The organism is Paenibacillus thiaminolyticus (assembly GCF_007066085.1).
GTDB lineage: Bacteria > Bacillota > Bacilli > Paenibacillales > Paenibacillaceae > Paenibacillus_B > Paenibacillus_B thiaminolyticus.
In genome coordinates, this window is the sequence record NZ_CP041405.1 from 3,945,576 (window position 1) to 3,963,693 (window position 18,118).

Sequence of the window (18,118 nt, forward strand, 5' to 3'; positions counted from 1 at the left end):
CCGTTGACAAGCATCTATAGCATGTATATGTTGGCTTTTTGCGGAATATTAGCTAAAATGAAAATGATTTTGATACCCGGCCTCTCCGCAGTCAGGAGCACGGGTGAGGAAGGAGTGTGCGGAATGGAATCTTCCGATAAGAAGATGAAGAAGCCTCTCGCTCTCAATGTCGTGAGCGGCACTAAGCATAAAGGATTTGGCGCCGGCAGCATCGATTTGAACAACGTATCTCCGGTTATTATTGACGAAGGCCGGGCATACATCGATATGGGTGCCATGCATGCGAAGAGCAAGGTGGAGCGGGGCATCAAGTTCTCGCCGAACTGTGAGGACGTGCCGAATGGCCGCCGCTGCTGGATTGTGTGGGTCGCGGTCGATCGGACGGCGGAAGGAACATCCTATGGCGGAGTCACCGCCTGCGAGATGCTCATCGATACGGAGGCAAGACGCGGCTGGAAGATTCTCGCCGACCATGTGAACAATATGGATTACGCGATGAAGCGCCGTGTCATCGTGGACGGACTTGACGCCGAAGAGAAGGCAGCGCTGCGCGAGCTGCTGATGACGCATAATGCGGAATGGTGGGAGCGTTCATCGGATGAGTTGAAGTCGAAGCTGGCATAGTAACCCATCGATGAGGCAAGATGTTACATGAAGAAGACCTGTGTCCCTGCATGCTTGAGGGAACAGGTCTTTTTGTGTGCTGCGGGGAAGGCGAAGCGTTGCCCTGCCTGCTGAAGCACTTCCGCAGATCCTGCATGGCAGCAGCATTTTTCGCCTAATCTCTCTGTTGGGCAAAGAATCCTGCTATTATCAGGCCGTTGGAAAACTCCATCCTGGGGCATCATCGTCTTCAGGAAGCATCATTGCCTTCTGGAGGCATCGTTGCCTCCTTAGGCTTGAACGTGTGGAGGGAATTACTGCTATTTTACAGGAATTTCGGCTCAATGAGTCCACATCCCGAGGAATTGCTGCAAATCTACATCATTTTAGGCCCTTTTGCTTCAAGTCGAAGCGAAACGGGTGAAATTCCTGCAGTTTTGCAGGATTCCCTTTCTGGTCAAGTCGTCCATATCGAATTGCTGTATTTGCACAGGATTTCGCTTACCGAATAGGCATGTCTGGAGAAATCGTGCAGTTTTGCGGATTTCGCCTACCGGATAGACGTGTCTAGGGAAATGGTGCAGTTTTCAGACCGTTGGAACCCCCCTGTTTTTTATGAAGGGGTGGAGATTGTCCATTTTCCTACTCAAAACTTGGCACCCATAGCGTTTTAAATCGATTTTTTCTACGGAGAGACGAGATCCACCACACAAAAAATAAAGTGCCACAAAATCCCTTGGACTTACTCAACAGCCTGATATTCGCAGGATTTTCTTTAAATTCTAGAGGGCTCAGTGAAGAAACTGTATGATTGCAGCTTTTTTCCGGGATCGCAGCGCATAAGCTGTATGTTTACAATCACATGGCTCAAGCGGCTAAGTCCGAGCGGACTGGAAAAGGCCGCCACCAGCATCCTTTTTCCTCATTTGGCGTTGTCCCGACATGAGATGGGGGGCCGATCGGAAGCACAGTAATGCAAAGTCGGGACCTTAAAATTTGATTGACAATCATTCTCGACGACCTGTATGATTACAAACAAACATCCAATCATCCTATGTTTACGAGCTGAGGAGGAGTAACGTGGAGCTTCGTCCGGTTAAGAAACAAACTCTAGTGGAGCAGGTCATCGAACAGATTGAACAATTGATTCAATCGGATTCATGGTCATTGGGGAGCCGCATCCCCCCTGAGCCCGAGCTGATGCAAGTGTTCAATGTGAGCCGCAACAGCATTCGGGAAGCGGTGAAATCGCTTATCCATGTCGGGGTGCTGGAGGCGCGGCAGGGTGACGGAACGTATGTCTGCTCCAAGAGCAGCTTGAATGCGATCCTCCATCATCAATTGATGAAGGCGGATAGAAGGGAGGCGGCCGAGGTCCGCTTCTGTCTGGAGCGGGAGATCGCGCGGCTGGCCGCGGAGAGACGCACGGATACGGATCTGGAAGCGATGCGCCGCTGGCTCGGCCTGATGAGCGAATCGTTCCGTATCGGGGACGATGACGCTTATGTCCGCTATGATTATCAGTTTCACCTGGCCTTGGCGGCGGCGACGCATAACCAGCTCTTGGTCAACTTATACAGCAGCATCGCGGATGCGGTGCGGCAATCGGTGGATCTGTTCATCAAGCGCAGCCCGCAGCGGGAGAAGATGGCCTGCTTCCACGAGGAACTGGTCGACGTGATCGAGCGGCAGGACGGGAACGCGGCGCAGCAGCTCGTACGCCAACTGCTGGAGCTGAACTTCACAATTTCCGAATGAATGGCTGACCGGCAGATAGATGCCTATGGATGCCTATTCGGCTTACACATAACGTACACATGTAGAAAAGTAGATAGAAACAGATAAAAGAGAGGGAGAGATGCATCGTGAGACCCGCACTGCAGGCAGAACAACCGGTTCCGTCAAATAAAACGTTAGTGATGCTCTTATTGGGGATTGTGCTTGTAGGCGCGAACATGCGCGCCGCCATCGCGTCGGTGGGACCGCTCATCGGCTTCATTCGCGATGATACCGGCTTGTCGAACGGGGCCGTCGGCTGGCTTACGACGATACCGCTTATCGGCTTCGCCGTGCTGTCCCCGTTCGCGCCTTCGCTGGCGCGCCGATACGGGACAGAGCGCACGCTGGTCGCGACGCTGGCGCTCATGACGATCGGGATCGGGCTTCGCGCCTTCGATTCCGTTCCGCTGCTCTTCGTCGGAACCGCAGGCGTCGGCATCGGGATCGCTGTGTGCAACGTCCTGCTGCCGAGCATCGTGAAGCAGAACTTCATCAACCGGGTCGGCTTCATGACCGGCCTGTACAGCATGACGATGAGCATCTTCGCCTCAATTGCCGCGGGCATCAGTGTCCCGCTGTCTCAAGGCGCGGGCTGGGGATGGCGGAACACGCTCCTGGTGTGGGCCGCGCTGTCGCTGCTCGGCCTGCTGATCTGGCTGCCGATGGCTCGGTCCTCCCTGGCACGGGGCGGGGGTGGAGCGAAGCGTACCGGCTCCGGCAAGGCCGCGAATGTATGGAAGTCCGGTCTGGCCTGGCAGATTACGATCTATATGGGATTCCAATCCTTCAATTATTATGTGTCCGTCGCCTGGCTGCCGGAGATTCTCCTCAGTCACGGCTGGTCTCCCGTCAATGCCGGCTGGATGCTGTCGGTCATGCAGTTGACCGGCATTCCGTTCAACTTCCTGGTTCCGGCGATGGCGGAACGGTTGAAGGATCAACGGCTGGTGGCCGCCGCTGGGGCGCTTATCGGCATGGCCGGCTATGCCGGCCTGCTGATCGATAATGCCGCGATTGCGACCGTTGCGGTCATCTTGATGGGAATCGGGCAGAGCATCTGCATCAGCCTGGCGCTGACCTTCATTGCGCTACGCGCCAGAAATGCGACGCAAGCGGCAGCGCTGTCCGGCATGTCCCAATCCATGGGCTATGCGCTGGCGGCACTCGGCCCGATATGCCTCGGGGCGCTGCATGATGTGACAGCGGCCTGGACGTGGCCGGTCATCGCCTTGCTCGGCACGTCCTCCATCATGGTCGCCGCAGGTCTGGGAGCGGGGCGGAACCGGTATATCGACTAAGCCGCCGCCGCTTCCCGGGCCTATTCCGCTGCGGACGATACAGCCAAGCAGCCAGCAGCCGGGCGCCGGCGCAGCTCTTCAGAAGGAGCGGCGCAAGCGGTCCGGCTGTTTTACCGTCCTACACATCCGGAATGAGCGCCTGATTGTCTCATGCTCTTCTTCCTCATCCGCTCCACCAGCGCTTGAAGTGATGCCACCACGAGCGCTTCCCCGGCTCCTTCTCGGTCGGCTTGTCCGGTCCGGCTTTCGGCTTCGTTGAACGATGCAGGCCGCACCATTCCGTCGGCTCAGTTCCCTTGACGAACGTCTCCAGCCGCTTCCCCGGACAATCCTCTCCGGCAAGCTGTCCGGAGTCCGGGTCAATATAGAGGCTGACCACATCACCTGGCACCGTGAAAATTTTGGGCGGCACGCTGTGCAGTGCCTTCTCCATGAACTCGGCGAAGATCGGCGCGGCCTTGTGCGATTCGGTCAGCGATATGTTCTTGCCCCGATCGTAGCCGACCCATACCGCGGTCGACAGCTCCGGGGTATAGCCGACAATCCAGGCGTCGGCATCGGTCGTGCCGGTCTTCCCGGCTACGGGGCGCTTGATGACCGGCGAGACGCGGTTGCCGGTCCCGCCCGCTTCGAATACGCTCTCCATCAGACTGGTGAGCACATAAGCTTCCGCCGGGTTCACGACCTGCTCCGCCTCCACCGGCGGCGCTTCGTACAATATGCGGCCCGCCTGATCCGTAACCTTCAGGATCGCGCGCGGGATGACCCGCTTGCCCTCATTGCTGAAGACGCCGTAGGCGGCAGCCATGTCGAACGGACTGACCGGATAGGTCCCCAGCGCCAAGGACGGGAGCGGCTTCATCGCTCCGTCGATGCCGAGCCGCCGCGCCAGCGAGATGACCTTGTCGGGGCCGATCTGCATCATCGTATGAACCGCATAAATGTTATCGGAGGCGGCAATCGCCTGGCGGAGATCGATGTCGCCATGGTACTTGCCGCCATAGTTGCTCGGCCGGTATACCTGCCGCCCGTCGTCATAAGGAAAAGCCGTCGGCTCACTCACGAAGTGGGTCGCCGCCGTGATCGCCTTCTCCTCCAGGGCGGCCAGATAGACAATCGGCTTGAAGGCCGAGCCCGGCTGGCGCGTGTCGGCGAAGACGCGGTTGTATTGATTGAGGCGGTAGTTTTTGCCGCCAACCATCGCTTTGATGTACCCGTTGCGCGGATCGATAGCGATAAGGGCTGCCTGCAGATCTCCTTCTGCCGGTATTTGCTTCGCCACCGCATCCTCTGCCGCCTGCTGCGCCCGGGCATCAAGCGTCGTGTAGACGAGCAGGCCGCCGCCGTCGACCTCCACTTCCGGGATGCCCAGATCGGTCAGCTCCCGCCGCACATAGTCGCGGAAGTAGGGGGCGACGAGCGTGTCCGGCCGTTCCGTCTGCGGCCGGAAGGTCAGCATCTCATGGTAGGCTGTGCCGGCTGCCTCCTGCGAGATATATCCGGTCTCGACCATGCCGTTCAGCACGGTCTTTTGCCGATCCTTCGCATTTTTCATTTGCAGGAAGGGAGAATAATAGACAGGGCCGCGCGGAATGCCTGCCAGCATGGCGCTCTCGGCCAAGGTCAGATCGCGGGCCGATTTGTCGAAGTAGAGCTGCGCCGCCGCTTCGATCCCATAGGCGCCGTGCCCATAATAGATTTGATTCAGATACATCTCGAGAATCTCGTCCTTGGTGTACTTCATCTCCAACTGCATGGCATACAGCGCTTCCTTCACCTTCCGCTTCCATGTCCGTTCATGGCTCAAATACAGATTGCGCGCCAGCTGTTGGGTCAACGTGCTGGCTCCTTGCCGCGTGGACATGTTCTCCAGATTGACGAGCACTGCCCGTGCGACACCCTTCACGTCGATCCCCGGATGGTGATAGAACTGCCGATCCTCCGTAGCCAGCGTCGCGCGGACCAGATCCTCGGCAATATCCTTCAAGGGGACGCGCATCTGCTGCTTCTGGCCCGGGGACAGTGTCGTCAGCAGCTGGCCTTGGCTGTCGAGAATCCGCGAGGCCTGCTCCGTCGCGGTGACGGGCAGATCGCTTACATAGAGGTAACCGAGCACGGAGGCAGACACGCCGATCGCCATGACGAAGGCGGCGCTGGAGCTGATGAGCAGCAAGCGAAGCCGCTTGCGCTTCTTGGTTGATGTGCGGCGTCGATCCATAATGACTCCTCCTTATCCCCGATTTCCCGTTCGTTCGACATTCATTCCCGTTATTTTTCAGTATGGAAAAGAATAGAATGGCTTATTCCTGGTAAGCTAAAAAATCGGCTGCCTCAGTACAGCCGGGAGCAGGGCTTCTTCCGTATTCGGGGACACAGAAAACAGGGCAAAAAGAGGAGAATCGGAAGTCCGATCGGGCGCCGTGCCAGGATTGCCTGCCGGCTGTTTTTTTATTTTGCTAAGACGGGGTGACTCGCGTATAATACAATTGGTCTATTTATACACTAAGCAGCTTGGTGCGATATGTAGATGAAGTGTTACGAATGTACACATGGGAACCATTACGAGCATTTCGGCAGGGACCAACGATACCATTACCGATAAGAAAGAAGGTTGATTCCTATGGAATTGTGGTTTACAGAGAAGCAGACGGAGAGCTTTGGCATTACGGCGAAGATTCGCGAGACCTACGTGAATGAACAGACGCCGTTTCAGCATTTGGTCATGCTGGATACCGAAGAATTCGGACGAATGCTCGTATTGGACGGCATGGTAATGACTACGGTGAAGGATGAATTCGTCTACCATGAAATGGTGGCGCACCCGGCTCTCGCAACGCATCCGAATCCGAAGAAAGTGCTCGTCGTCGGCGGAGGAGACGGCGGAGTCATACGCGAGATTATGAAGCACCCTTCGGTCGAGAAGGCCGTTCTCGTCGATATCGACGGCAAAGTTATCGAATACTCGAAAAAATACCTTCCGGAAATCGCCTGCGAGCTGGATAACCCGCGGGTTGAAGTGCAGGTGAATGACGGATATATGCATATATTGAACAGCAAGAACGAGTACGACGTCATTATGGTCGACTCAACCGAGCCGGTTGGCCCTGCAGCTCCATTGTTCGAGCGCGGCTTCTATCAAGGCATCTATGATGCGTTGAAGGATGACGGTCTGTTCGTCGCACAGACGGACAATCCTTGGTTCAAGGCCGATCTGATTCAGAAGGTGAGCCGCGACGTGAAGGAGATTTTCCCGATCGTCCGCGTGTACGCGGCGAACATTCCGACCTATCCGAGCGGTATGTGGACGTTCACGATGGGCAGCAAGAAGCATGATCCGCTGAAGGTGGAGGAAGCGAGCATTCCGGAGATGGAGACGAAGTACTACTCCCCGCGTCTGCATCACGCCGCCTTCGTATTGCCGAAATTCGTCGAGGATCTCTGCAAGTAAGCCGTAAGGCAGGCTGCAGCGAGGAGGAGCATACCTATGAAATTGGATCAAAAATATTCGGGCAACGTGTTCATCTACAGTTCGGAAGATTATGAGAGCGCCAAGGCGGTCATTTACGGCATGCCGATGGATTACACGGTCTCGTTCCGCCCGGGGTCGCGCTTCGGCCCGGCCCGCGTCCGCGAGGCATCGATCGGGCTGGAGGAGTACAGCCCTTATCTCGACAAGAGCATTGAGGAGCTGAACTACTTCGATGCCGGAGATCTGCTGCTGCCGTTCGGCAACGCGGCGAAGAGCCTGGACATCATCGGGGAGTTCGTAAGCAAGCTGCTGGCGGACGGCAAGTTCCCGGTCGGCTTGGGCGGCGAGCATCTCGTCTCCTGGCCGGTTATCCAGGAAGTGTATAAGAAGTATCCGGATCTGGCGATTATCCATATCGATGCGCATGCTGACCTGCGCGAGCAGTATGAAGGCGAGCCGCTGTCGCACTCGACCCCAATCCGCAAGGCAGCGGAATTGATGGGCGGCAAGAACATCTATCAATTCGGCATCCGTTCCGGCTCCCGTGAGGAGTGGACCTATGCCCGTGAGAACATCAACTTCCATCCATTCGATGTGGCTGCGCCGCTCAAGAGCGTGCTGCCGGAGCTGGCAGGACGTCCGGTCTACGTCACGATCGACATCGACGTGCTCGATCCGAGCTGCGCGCCGGGCACCGGCACGGCAGAAGCGGGCGGCATCACGTCCAAGGAACTGCTTGAAGCGGTGCATCTCATCGCCCGTTCCGAGGCGAACGTCGTCGGCTGCGACCTCGTAGAAGTGGCGCCGATCTATGACCCGACCGAGCAGACGCCGATTACGGCCAGCAAGATTATCCGCGAGATGCTGCTTGGCTTCGTGAAGTAGCATCGATCGCATCACGCTAATCCCCTTCCATCATCTCTGCCGCCGTTGGCGCGGAGAGGCGAATGGAGGGGGATTTTTGCTATTGACCGGTTTTTTTAGATTGATGCTTTTCGTCAAATTGTTTGATCCATCCTACATCTATAGGACCATTGACGACTTTATAATAATGCCCCGCCAAGATATGAACGAAGTTCTCACTTGCATGGACAATGACGGGATTGGAATGAGAGGAGGAAATGGTAAATTCAAATAATCTATTGCCTACGAATTGACGAAAATCTGCTTCGCCTATCTTCTTCAGTCGATATTGGCCCAGGAATTGCATCAATTCCGTTGCGGCCTCTGCCTCACTGCTTACCCACTCGGAGACGCTATGGTCAAGCGGCTTATTCAACCGGAACCCTATCGATAAAAAATCGTTGGAAGGATAAGATACGAGATCAGTAAAGCTTCTTTCACGATGATCATTCCAATAATGGAAGCCTGCAAACATGCTCACAAAAAGCAATGCAATTCGTAAAATTGAAATTTTTCGATTCATTCTCTCTTTTGCCTCCCCAGGCTCCCCGTGATTTGGAAATTAAGACCCACTCTGCTCTATTACGATACCATGTTTATCTATATTTTTCCTCGGATTGCTGTGTAGCTTGTTGTCTGCTGGGGCTGTTTGAAGGAGTTCTCCATTTCCAACGGGCACTTATGGAAATCTACGAGCAAAACGATGCAGGAGCAGGTGAAGGAGCATCTGCGATGAGTTCTTATAGGAATGACGCGTTGCTTGAGTACTATGAATATGAAAAATGTAAGAGCAAGTAAGACTGCCACTCACGGGCATCCACTCTTACTTGCTCCCAATCCCTTTATCGCGACACGATCTCGATGAACTGCAGCGCCGCTTGGGACAAATGATGCTCCTTCAGCCAGATCAGAGCCGAAGCGCCGCTAATCTCGGGAAGAGGGAACGCTTGAATGTTCTCCTCCGTCCAGCGGCCTTGTACGGTCAGCGGCACGATGCTCATGCCGAAGCCGGTGGAGACGAGCTCCATCAATAACGAAATATCGGAGCATTCCCCGAGGATGTGGGCTTCGAGGCGGCGCTGGCGGAACGCGTCCATAATTACCTGGTAGACTCCCAGCCCTTCCGTGCTGGGCAGCAGGAGCGGAGCGGAAGCTATGTCCTGCAGCGTCAGTTCCGGACGCGGGGGCTGGAAGGAACGGCCGGCCAAGAAATAGAACGGCTCGGCGGGAAAGGGGTGAACGCAGTACTCCTGGAGATCGAGCGGAAGCCGGATTAGGGCGAGTTCAATATCCCGTTCCTTCACCAGCTTGCACAGCTGGCGCGAGTCGTTCTGGTGAATCTTGTATCTCATGTCGGGACGGGACGCCCGGAAGGCGCGGAGCCAATCCGGCAGGCGGCGATCGGACAGCGTGTTCACGCCGATTTTAAGCGTCCCTTGTGTGCCGCCTCCAATATCCCGTACGATCTGCTCGGCTTCCTCCATCTGCTTCAATAACATGGTCGCGTGCCGATAGAGGGCTTGGCCCGCCTCGGTCAGCTCCAGCCCTTTGCGGCTGCGGCTGATTAATTGCACCCCCAGCTCCCGTTCCAGCGCCTTCAGCTGCTGGCTGAGCGGCGGCTGCGCAATATGAAGCCGCCGGGCCGCCGCCGTAATGGTCCGTTCCTCCGCGATGGCGATGAAATAGCGAAGCTGCCTTACATCCATATCGGCTCCCCCTTGTAATTATCCGTTGTTCTCATCGGTCGGGCGGCGCATCCAGGCGGCATACGGCGAGTCCGCTTCGGCGTCCGCCCGCTGGGCCATGAGCCGGAGCGTTCTCGCCTCCGCCGGTAGAGCGAGCTGCTTATACAACCAGCACATGCCCAGCCCGGCCGCCTCGGCTTCCGCTTGGCCGTAGGCGTGATAGATGACGGGCAGCTTGGCCAGATAGGCCGCGCTTAGGCACATCGGGCACGGCTCGCCGCTGGCGTATAGCACGCAGCCGGACAGATCGGGGGTACCCAGCCGCCGGCAGGCGTCGCGGATGGCGCGCATTTCCGCATGATCAGTCGGGTCATGGCTCGTCAGCACCTCATTTACGGCTGTGGCGATGACCTGGCCTTCGCGGACGAGGACCGCCCCGAACGGCTTTCCTCCCCGGAGGACCGTATGCTCGTAAGCCAGACGGACGGTCTGTTCGATGAATGTCTGATGACTCATCGCTTGCCGTTCCTGCCGATGCGGGCCAATCATAGCGACCCCGCCACGATCCGGCCCTTGTGCAGCACGGCTTGTCGTATGCTCTTGCGGGCCACCGCCTCGGCAGAGCAGCTCGCATGAACGAGCACGCCGCCCGCCGGAACGCCTAGCTTCGGCCAGACTTGCTGCCCATCCGGATTCAGCGGGGTAACTTCGCCGGTAATATAGCCGAGCGCCTGAGACAGCCCATGCTCATGCGAGTAACCGTACAGCTCCGCCAGCCGTCCCGCCTTCTCCAGCATATCGCCGGTGCCGAACGGCGACCAATGATCGGTCAGGCTGTCCGTGCCGAGCCCGACAGGGACGCCTCGTTCCTTCAGCATCGGCAGCGGCATGACGCGCCGCCCGATCGGTACGGTCGAATGGACCGCGATCCCGAGTGTGGTGAACCGGCCGGCCAGCTCCGCAGCCTCTTCCGGGGAGGCACTGGCGAAGGCGAAGGAATGGCTCACGGCGACGCGGCCCTGCCAGCCGGCATCCTCGGTGAGATCCGCCAGATGATGCAGAGTGGCCATGCCATGCTCCCCGCCGTCGTGGACATGGATGTCGATGCCCGTATTCGTCTCGACGGCAATGTCCATCAGCGTAGCGAGCGACCGCTGCATATCGCCGTCCACCGAATGCGGATCGACCGAGCCGACGAGGCCGGCGCCGCTGCGGGCCGCCTGCCGGAGCAATCCGGCTACGTTGGAGTGGAGCAGCCCGTGCTGGGTGAATCCGACGATCTCATACGTAAGCATGTCGCGATAACCTTCCAGCACCTCCAGACACATCTCCAGATTACGAAGCCCGGAGACCGGATCGATATTGATGTGAGCCCGGAGATGAGTGGAGCCGTGGCGCAGAATCAAGTCGAGAATATGCGCTGCCCGCTCGCTGACATAGGGAGCCTGCTCCACCAGCAGGCGGCGCTCTTCCTCAATCCGCTCGAAGATGCTCGAGACCGGCCGGACCGCTTTCCACGGCCCGCCGTAATAGGTTTTGTCCAGATGAATATGCATCTCGCGGAAGGGCGGCAGCAGGAGCAGTCCCTGCGCATCGATCCGCGGCAGCGGGTCAGCCGGAAGAGATGCCGCCGGACGAATCTCCTCCATGATTCCGTCCTTGACGCGGATATGGAACAAGGATGCCGAGGTGCCCGTAATGCGCCCCTCTTCCTTCGTGTAGCCGGTCTCTAACCGGACATGTGTCAGCCAGTATTCGCTATACATAAGAACCCTTCCTTTCATATTGATGATACGGGGATGAACAGGATGCCGCAGGCTCTGGACGATGAGGGACCGTCATCGTGACCGCCGCTCCGGCTTGCCGGCTCGCGCGATCGCTTCGGCAAGGAGCTTCCCGATCTCGCGATAATGCCGCTTTGCGGCATGCTCGAGCGGAGTCACGCCATCCTTGTCCGCAATGCGGGGATCGGCTCCGTGATCGAGCAGCAGCTTGACGATGCGCTGGTGGGCGGCCCCGCCGTCGCTAAGAATTATAGCTTCCAGCAGCGCAGTCCAACCTAAGTTATTGACATGATTGACATCCACATCCGAATGGGTCAGCAGCTCTTCAACGACAGCGATATGGCCGCGTTCCGCAGCCGGAATGAGCGCAGTGCCCCCGAAGCGGTTCGTCCGGCGGGTGTCGGCTCCCGCCTCCAGCAGAAGGCGGACCATGTCGAGAAGCCCTTCGGCGCCTGCATGCAGGAGCGGGTTGTCGCGGCGCTGATCCTGCTTATTCACGTCAGCTCCGAGATCAATCAGCGCGCGGACGGTATCCGCATGCCGCCCGTGCACGGCAGCCAGAACGGCGGTGCGTCCGGAAGCGTCCTTGACGTTGACATCTGCGCCTTCCCGGATGAGCGCGCGGACGGTGTCCGTCTGTCCGCTCCCGGCTGCGGCAATCAATCGGTTATTCATCGAGATCACACTCCTGTCAGATCCAATTCCGGCGGCACATCCTCGGGTGAGGAAGCGTCCAGCCGGCCGATAAATCAGTCCAATCCCAAGGTGCCAAGGCAGGGATCGCCAGGCCTCTCTGCCTCGAAGATCATATTGATGCCATCGTATCATTGGCACGTCTATATGAAAAATATATATTTTGTTCGTTTTCGATATGTTTTACATATATATAGGGTGTGCAAATCGAGCCCTTCACAACGCAAAAAAGAAGCCGCCTATGAAGGCAGCTCCCAATTCTTTATCGAAGCCAGCTTTCCTGCCGGATCTTGCAAGCCGGCAGCTCTAGCGTTCCATTCTCAATCAGCAAGTTATTGATATTTTGTTGATTATTTCTTCCTTGCCAAATGCATGATCACAAATATGGCGACAAAGAAAAATGAACACCCCAGAACAATATCTTTAAACCGTTCATTCCCAGAGAAAATGGAAATGAAAAAATTAATCCCTAAAATGAAGACGATCAAAATTCGAATTCTCGAGTCATGTTGTTTACTGCTGTCCTTTTTCCTTAAGGTAAGGATAAGAATGCACAGATAAAGAATGATACTGGAAAAAGCAATTTCCTTAATTATCTTATCACTGCCAATAACATGGAGAAAAAGAGTAGCTCCTACCATGATGGCAAGCACAATATAAGGTATTGCCGCTTTCCTCATTTAAACTACTCCCCATTGCGATGTTCCTGCCGCGGCATTCAGACGAGGACGAAAAGCGGGGCTGGATGGAACTTAGGTAAGCCGCAAGAGATTGACAACATGCCCTCATTACGCAATGGTTCAGGATCAAAGCGCACGAAATACGCAGGAACGGACCAGGCTGGATCATGCCGGCTCGAACGCCTCCGCTGCGAATGAGCCGTCTCATTCCATGTTGCAAAAGAAGCACGCATACCGGATAATGAAGTGATAAGATGAAGAGAGGATGCACATCAGGGATTGAGGTTGAATCAGATGAGCAATGATCACACAGGAGCCGAGCGCGTCCGCATCGCCATAGAGAGCCGGCAGGATGGCGAGGTTACCGTTCTCTATGCGGATGGCCAGCTGTACCGGAAAGGCAGCAGCTTCTATCTGCTGTACAAGGAATCGGCTTCCGACACGGAGCGTCCGGTCGGGCCCGGGGAAGCCGGACATGCCGGGGGAGATCCGCTGGAGACCTCCGTCACCTTCAAGGCGGGCGAGCACGGCGGCAAGCTGATGCGCCGGGGCAGCGTGAACTCGGAGCTATCCTTCGTCAAGGACGGGCGAGGCGGCGGCTATTATCAAGTAAGCGGCATGCGGTTCTCCGTCGTCACGGAGACATCGGACTGGAAGCCGCCCGTATACGAGCAGGATGAAGCCGGAAGGCTGCGCGCCTGGACGGCGTCATGGTCCTATACGCTATATATGGAAGAAGAGCGAGCCGGTTATTTTCAACTACAGATACGGGCCGAGGCCCGCTGAAGCACTAGGAGGAGCAGGTTACATGAGCATGAGTGTAATGGAAAAAATGAACGAGTCTGTCAAAGCGGCGATCGAACAAGCCGTCGTCAAGGCTGGACTGGCGGAGCAATCGGAGCTTCCGGTCTTCGTCATCGAGGTGCCGAAGGATAAGTCGCACGGCGACCTGGCGACGAATGCGGCTATGCAGCTGACCCGCATTGCCAAGCGCAATCCGCGCCAGATCGCGGAGGCTATCGTGGAGAACCTGGATCTGTCGGCGGCTTCGATCCAGAGCGCGGAGATTGCAGGTCCGGGCTTCATCAACTTCCGGATGGACCGGCCCTACCTCTATGATGTTCTCCGCGAAGTCAGCGAGCAAGGCGACAATTACGGACGGATCGGTATGGGCGCCGGTCAGCGCATCCAGGTGGAGTTCGTCAGCGCCAATCCGACGGGGAGCCTTCACCTGGGCCATGCCCGCGGGGCGGCCGTCGGCGACGCGCTCTGCAATCTGCTTGATTTCGCTGGCTATGAGATGACGCGCGAGTATTACATTAATGATGCAGGCAATCAGGTCAACAATCTGGCGAAGTCGATCGAATGCCGGTACAAGCAGGCGCTCGGGCAGGAAGCGGACATGCCGGAGGACGGCTATTACGGCGAAGATATCAAGGGCTTCGCCCAGGAGCTCGTCGAGAAGGAAGGCGATCGGCTGCTGAACCTGCCGGATGCCGAGCGGCTGACGTTTTTCCGCAGCTATGGCCTGGACAAGGAGCTGGATAAGATCAAGCGCGATCTGGGACGCTTCGGCGTACCGTTCGACGTCTGGTTCAGCGAGACCTCGCTGTATGAGAACGGCGAAGTAATCAAGGCGCTGGATGCGTTGAAGGCGCGCGGCAAGGTGTACGAGCAAGAAGGCGCGACCTGGCTGCGGACGACCGAGTTCGGCGATGATAAAGATCGCGTGCTGATCAAAAATGACGGCTCATACACGTATTTGACGCCGGATGTGGCCTATCATATGGATAAGTATGATCGCGGGTACGATCAGATCATCAATATTTGGGGAGCGGACCATCACGGTTATATTCCGCGGATGAAGGCCGCCATGGAAGCGTTGGGCAACGATCCGGACAAGCTTATCGTGCTGATCGCCCAGATGGTCAGTCTGTATCAGGACGGCGAGAAGGTGAAGATGTCCAAGCGTACGGGCAAAGCCGTAACGATGCAGGATCTGATGGATGAAGTCGGCGTCGACGCCATTCGCTATTTCTTCACGATGCGTTCCATGGACTCGCATCTTGATTTCGACATGGATCTGGCGATCTCGACCTCCAATGAGAATCCGGTCTACTATGTGCAATATGCGCACGCGCGGATTTGCAGTATCTTCCGCCAAGCGGAGGAGCAGGGAATCGCCCGGAAGCCGCTGGCGGAGATTCATCTGGCGAAGCTGACTGCGGAGCATGAGTACGACCTGCTTCGCAAGATGGGCGAGCTGCCGGAAGAGATTGCGGTCGCCGCGCGCGATTATGCGCCGCACCGCCTCATCCGCTACGTCTATGAATTGGCGTCTCTCTTCCACAGCTACTACAAGGCGGAGCGCGTCATTACCGAGGATGCGGAGCAGACCCAGGCACGCCTGGCCTTGCTGGGCGCAGTGCGCACCGTTCTGGCCAATGTGCTCCGTCTCGTCGGCGTATCCGCTCCGGAACGGATGTAAGGCAGCGGCGAAGACGAATAGTAACATGCGATTGAGCCGGTTCCCGCTTGTCGGGGCCGGCTTTTTTGCCGTGCGTGGAATGCCACGATTCTCCATCGTCTATTTCCGGTTCTCAGGTATAATAGAAGCACAATCATCATAAGAGAAGGTGAGGCCCATGGTTCACCTGCTTCCGTTAATGCTGGAGCGGGTCGGTATATTGCTGATTATCGCGTTTGTGCTGTCGCGGATGAAGTCGTTCCGGCAGATCATTCAGAACGAGCATGGCATTGCCGAGAAGCTGATGCTGATCGTCGTCTTCGGCGCATTCGGAATTGTAAGCAATTACACCGCCGTCCAGATTCATGACAATCTCATTTCGACCCAGGCGTGGAGCGCCGGCGTCGATGGTGACAGCGCGCTCGCCAATACGCGCATTATGGGGGTGGCCATCGGCGGGCTGCTCGGCGGGCCTCTGGTCGGGACAGGCGTCGGTCTGCTTGCGGGGATTCATCGGCTGATGCTTGGCGGATACACCGCCTTCGCCTGCGGCATCTCGACGATACTGGCCGGGATAGTCACCGGCCTGATCGGTAAGCGCTTCCGCATTCAGAACCGTTATGCGGCTTGGCATGCGGCCCTCATCGGCATATTAATGGAGGGTGCGCAGATGGGCATCATCTTGCTGGCGGCCGAGCCTTGGAGCCATGCGCTGGAGCTGGTCAAAATGATCAGCGTGCCCATGATTGCCGTCAACGGCTTCGGCACGCTGCTCTTTATGCTGATTATCCAGTCGATTTTCCAGGAAGAGGAACGGACCCGCGCTTTGCAGACCCATCAGGCGCTCTACATCGCGGATCAGACGCTGCCTTATTTTCGCCAAGGTTTGAACGCCCATTCCTGCCGGGAGGCGGCCCTTATTATTTTGAAGGAAACGAATGCGGACGCCATCTCGATCACGAATGAGCATCAGATACTGGCTCATGTCGGGGCCGGGTCTGATCACCATGTGCCGCTCCAGCCGATCTCGACCCAGCTTACGCAAACGGTGCTGAAGGAAGGGCTGATTCATATGGCGAAATCGCGGGAGGAAATCCACTGCCTCAATACAGACTGTGTCCTGCAGGCGGCCCTCGTGCTGCCGCTCAAGGCGCATCACCGGACTGTAGGCACCTTGAAGCTGTATTTCGCCCGCTCCACGCAGCTCGATCAGGTCGAGCAGGAGCTGGGGGAGGGGCTGAGCAAGCTCTTCTCCACCCAATTGGAGCTCGCCGAGGCGGAGCTGCAGAGCAAGCTGCTCCGCGATGCGGAGATTAAGGCGCTCCAGGCCCAGATTCATCCGCATTTTCTCTTCAATGCATTCAACACGATCTCGGTGCTGTGCCGGACCGATCCGGAGAAGGCCCGCGATCTGCTGCAGCAGCTCAGCATCTTCTTCCGCAGCAATCTGCAGGGCGCACGGACGATGCTCATCCCGCTGCACAAAGAATTGGAGCATGTGGAAGCGTATTTGTCCTTGGAGCAGGCGCGCTTTCCGGACAAGTATACCGTCTCGACCGATATCGATCCGGAGCTGGAGGATGTGCTCGTGCCGCCGTTCACGCTGCAGCCTCTCGTCGAGAATGCCGTGCGGCATGCTTTCCCCCGTGGCGCGGCTCCGCTCTGCGGGAGCGTGACCCTGCAAGCGTACCGGGAAGGCGAACAGATGATTCTGCTGACACGGGACAATGGACAGGGCATACCGAAGGATATCCAGGGGGCGCTCGGCAAGCAGGCTGTCGATTCCGCGGAGGGCACCGGAACGGCGCTGTACAACATCCGGAAGCGGATGGCCGAGATATACGGCAAGCAGGCCTCCTTCCGGATAGACAGCGAGCCCGGACACGGGACGACGGTAATGATTGCCGTGCCGATTCAGTTCCATGAATGGAGGGAAGCGTCATGCTGAAGGCCTTTGTCGTCGATGATGAGCCGTTGGCAAGAGATGAGCTGATTTATTTGCTGAGAAGGACGAGGCAGGTGGAGGTCGTCGGCGAAGCGGACACGTTGGAGGATGCCTTGGCGGGAGTGGCTGCGGCGCAGCCGGATGTGGTCTTCCTCGATATTGAGCTGCAGGAAGAGAGCGGGCTCGATATCGCCGGCCGGCTCCGGGAGCTGGAAGCGCCGCCTGATGTCGTGTTCGCTACCGCGTATGATGAATTTGCGCTGAAGGCGTTCGAGCTGAACGCCGCCGACTATATACTGAAGCCGTTCGAGGAGCAGCGGGTGCAGCAGACGATCCGCAAGCTGCTGCGCCTCCATGAGCGGGATAGCTATCCGCCTTCGGCACCATCCGCCGTCCGGGCCGGGATGGCGGAGCGGGAGCGGCAGGAACGTCTGGCCATCACGGTCGACGAACGAATCATCGTGCTGCATGTCGGCGATATCGTCTACCTCGGGTTCGAAGAGGGGAAGACGGTTATCGCTACGTCCGAGCGGAAGTATAAGGTTGGGGAATCACTGACCCAGCTGGAACGGAAGCTGAATCATCCTTCCATCGTCCGCGTGCACCGGGCGTTCCTCGTTCATCTGGATCGCATCGTAGAGATTCAGCCGTGGTTCCATTCGACCTTCCATCTTCAGATGCAGGATGGATCCCGCATTCCGGTCAGCCGCACCTACATGAAGGAATTGAAGCAGCTGCTCGGGATGTAATCGCTTGCAATTCGAAGGTTCCTTTTTGCAATTGAAACGGCATCTATCGCATTCTGTCATGAA

The 18,118-nt window shown here is 57.2% G+C and carries 16 protein-coding genes; 9 read left to right on the top strand and 7 right to left on the bottom strand.

Annotated features, from left to right (window positions below; translation table 11 throughout):
- Positions 1-123 precede the first annotated feature (123 nt).
- The 3 genes from FLT43_RS17580 (at position 124) to FLT43_RS17590 (ending at position 3,680) form a co-directional block, all read left to right on the top strand.
- A complete protein-coding gene (locus FLT43_RS17580; RefSeq protein ID WP_087441074.1) occupies positions 124-624 on the top strand; it encodes a YwhD family protein in 501 nt (166 codons plus the stop codon).
- Between the two features lie 1,059 nt (positions 625-1,683).
- Positions 1,684-2,361, top strand: coding sequence for a FadR/GntR family transcriptional regulator (locus FLT43_RS17585; RefSeq protein ID WP_087441075.1), 678 nt, complete (start codon positions 1,684-1,686; stop codon positions 2,359-2,361).
- 107 nt (positions 2,362-2,468) lie between these two features.
- Positions 2,469-3,680 carry a CynX/NimT family MFS transporter gene (locus tag FLT43_RS17590; RefSeq protein ID WP_244194071.1) on the top strand — a complete coding sequence of 404 codons (1,212 nt, stop codon included), beginning with the start codon at positions 2,469-2,471 and terminating at the stop codon, positions 3,678-3,680.
- Positions 3,681-3,843: 163 nt separating this feature from the next.
- Here FLT43_RS17590 and FLT43_RS17595 read toward each other — a convergent pair whose 3' ends face one another.
- Positions 3,844-5,898 carry a transglycosylase domain-containing protein gene (locus FLT43_RS17595; RefSeq protein ID WP_087441077.1) on the bottom strand — a complete coding sequence of 685 codons (2,055 nt, stop codon included), beginning with the start codon at positions 5,896-5,898 and terminating at the stop codon, positions 3,844-3,846.
- A 402-nt stretch (positions 5,899-6,300) separates the two neighbouring features.
- Here FLT43_RS17595 and speE point away from each other — a divergent pair, with 402 nt between their 5' ends.
- Positions 6,301-7,128 (top strand): polyamine aminopropyltransferase, encoded by an 828-nt coding sequence (gene speE / locus FLT43_RS17600; RefSeq protein WP_087441078.1) that lies wholly within the window; start codon positions 6,301-6,303, stop codon positions 7,126-7,128.
- Between the two features lie 36 nt (positions 7,129-7,164).
- Positions 7,165-8,034, top strand: coding sequence for an agmatinase (speB, locus tag FLT43_RS17605; protein ID WP_087441079.1), 870 nt, complete (start codon positions 7,165-7,167; stop codon positions 8,032-8,034).
- Between the two features lie 79 nt (positions 8,035-8,113).
- Here speB and FLT43_RS17610 read toward each other — a convergent pair whose 3' ends face one another.
- The 6 genes from FLT43_RS17610 to FLT43_RS17635 all read right to left on the bottom strand — a co-directional run bounded on the left by FLT43_RS17610 (position 8,114) and on the right by FLT43_RS17635 (position 12,894).
- Positions 8,114-8,575: a hypothetical protein gene (locus FLT43_RS17610; RefSeq protein WP_087441080.1), complete on the bottom strand. Its 462-nt coding sequence runs from the start codon at positions 8,573-8,575 to the stop codon at positions 8,114-8,116.
- Positions 8,576-8,894: 319 nt separating this feature from the next.
- Positions 8,895-9,758, bottom strand: a complete 864-nt coding sequence (locus FLT43_RS17615) for a LysR family transcriptional regulator (protein ID WP_087441081.1) — start codon at positions 9,756-9,758, stop codon at positions 8,895-8,897.
- Between the two features lie 18 nt (positions 9,759-9,776).
- Complete coding sequence (locus FLT43_RS17620; protein WP_244194072.1) at positions 9,777-10,253, bottom strand: nucleoside deaminase; 477 nt, start codon at positions 10,251-10,253, stop codon at positions 9,777-9,779.
- Between the two features lie 29 nt (positions 10,254-10,282).
- Positions 10,283-11,503 carry an amidohydrolase gene (locus FLT43_RS17625; protein WP_087441083.1) on the bottom strand — a complete coding sequence of 407 codons (1,221 nt, stop codon included), beginning with the start codon at positions 11,501-11,503 and terminating at the stop codon, positions 10,283-10,285.
- A 72-nt stretch (positions 11,504-11,575) separates the two neighbouring features.
- Positions 11,576-12,196 (bottom strand): ankyrin repeat domain-containing protein, encoded by a 621-nt coding sequence (locus FLT43_RS17630; RefSeq protein ID WP_087441084.1) that lies wholly within the window; start codon positions 12,194-12,196, stop codon positions 11,576-11,578.
- A 368-nt stretch (positions 12,197-12,564) separates the two neighbouring features.
- The gene (locus FLT43_RS17635) at positions 12,565-12,894 is read right to left on the bottom strand and encodes a hypothetical protein (RefSeq protein WP_087441085.1); all 330 of its coding nucleotides are present in this window, start codon (positions 12,892-12,894) and stop codon (positions 12,565-12,567) included.
- Between the two features lie 294 nt (positions 12,895-13,188).
- On the opposite strand from FLT43_RS17635, the gene FLT43_RS17640 reads away from it, so the two are divergent.
- The 4 genes from FLT43_RS17640 (at position 13,189) to FLT43_RS17655 (ending at position 18,055) form a co-directional block, all read left to right on the top strand.
- Positions 13,189-13,680 (top strand): YwiB family protein, encoded by a 492-nt coding sequence (locus FLT43_RS17640; protein ID WP_087441086.1) that lies wholly within the window; start codon positions 13,189-13,191, stop codon positions 13,678-13,680.
- 22 nt (positions 13,681-13,702) lie between these two features.
- Positions 13,703-15,382, top strand: a complete 1,680-nt coding sequence (gene argS, locus FLT43_RS17645; RefSeq protein ID WP_087441087.1) for an arginine--tRNA ligase — start codon at positions 13,703-13,705, stop codon at positions 15,380-15,382.
- Between the two features lie 157 nt (positions 15,383-15,539).
- Positions 15,540-17,309: a sensor histidine kinase gene (locus tag FLT43_RS17650; protein ID WP_115057757.1), complete on the top strand. Its 1,770-nt coding sequence runs from the start codon at positions 15,540-15,542 to the stop codon at positions 17,307-17,309.
- On the top strand, positions 17,303-18,055 hold the full coding sequence (locus FLT43_RS17655; RefSeq protein WP_087441088.1) for a LytR/AlgR family response regulator transcription factor: 753 nt from the start codon (positions 17,303-17,305) through the stop codon (positions 18,053-18,055). Before FLT43_RS17650 ends, FLT43_RS17655 begins: the two co-directional genes overlap by 7 nt.
- Positions 18,056-18,118 lie beyond the last annotated feature (63 nt).

Excerpts from the sequence above, each read along its gene's own strand:
- FLT43_RS17580 (WP_087441074.1), top strand. The coding sequence starts at position 124 with ATGGAATCTTCCGATAAGAAGATGAAGAAGCCTCTCGCTCTCAATGTC.
- FLT43_RS17640 (WP_087441086.1), top strand. The coding sequence starts at position 13,189 with ATGAGCAATGATCACACAGGAGCCGAGCGCGTCCGCATCGCCATAGAG.
- FLT43_RS17625 (WP_087441083.1), bottom strand. The coding sequence starts at position 11,503 with ATGTATAGCGAATACTGGCTGACACATGTCCGGTTAGAGACCGGCTAC.
- FLT43_RS17595 (WP_087441077.1), bottom strand. The coding sequence starts at position 5,898 with ATGGATCGACGCCGCACATCAACCAAGAAGCGCAAGCGGCTTCGCTTG.
- FLT43_RS17650 (WP_115057757.1), top strand. The coding sequence starts at position 15,540 with ATGGTTCACCTGCTTCCGTTAATGCTGGAGCGGGTCGGTATATTGCTG.
- FLT43_RS17615 (WP_087441081.1), bottom strand. The coding sequence starts at position 9,758 with ATGGATGTAAGGCAGCTTCGCTATTTCATCGCCATCGCGGAGGAACGG.
- argS (WP_087441087.1), top strand. The coding sequence starts at position 13,703 with ATGAGCATGAGTGTAATGGAAAAAATGAACGAGTCTGTCAAAGCGGCG.
- FLT43_RS17630 (WP_087441084.1), bottom strand. The coding sequence starts at position 12,196 with ATGAATAACCGATTGATTGCCGCAGCCGGGAGCGGACAGACGGACACC.
- FLT43_RS17610 (WP_087441080.1), bottom strand. The coding sequence starts at position 8,575 with ATGAATCGAAAAATTTCAATTTTACGAATTGCATTGCTTTTTGTGAGC.
- speB (WP_087441079.1), top strand. The coding sequence starts at position 7,165 with ATGAAATTGGATCAAAAATATTCGGGCAACGTGTTCATCTACAGTTCG.
- speE (WP_087441078.1), top strand. The coding sequence starts at position 6,301 with ATGGAATTGTGGTTTACAGAGAAGCAGACGGAGAGCTTTGGCATTACG.
- FLT43_RS17655 (WP_087441088.1), top strand. The coding sequence starts at position 17,303 with ATGCTGAAGGCCTTTGTCGTCGATGATGAGCCGTTGGCAAGAGATGAG.
- FLT43_RS17620 (WP_244194072.1), bottom strand. The coding sequence starts at position 10,253 with ATGAGTCATCAGACATTCATCGAACAGACCGTCCGTCTGGCTTACGAG.
- FLT43_RS17635 (WP_087441085.1), bottom strand. The coding sequence starts at position 12,894 with ATGAGGAAAGCGGCAATACCTTATATTGTGCTTGCCATCATGGTAGGA.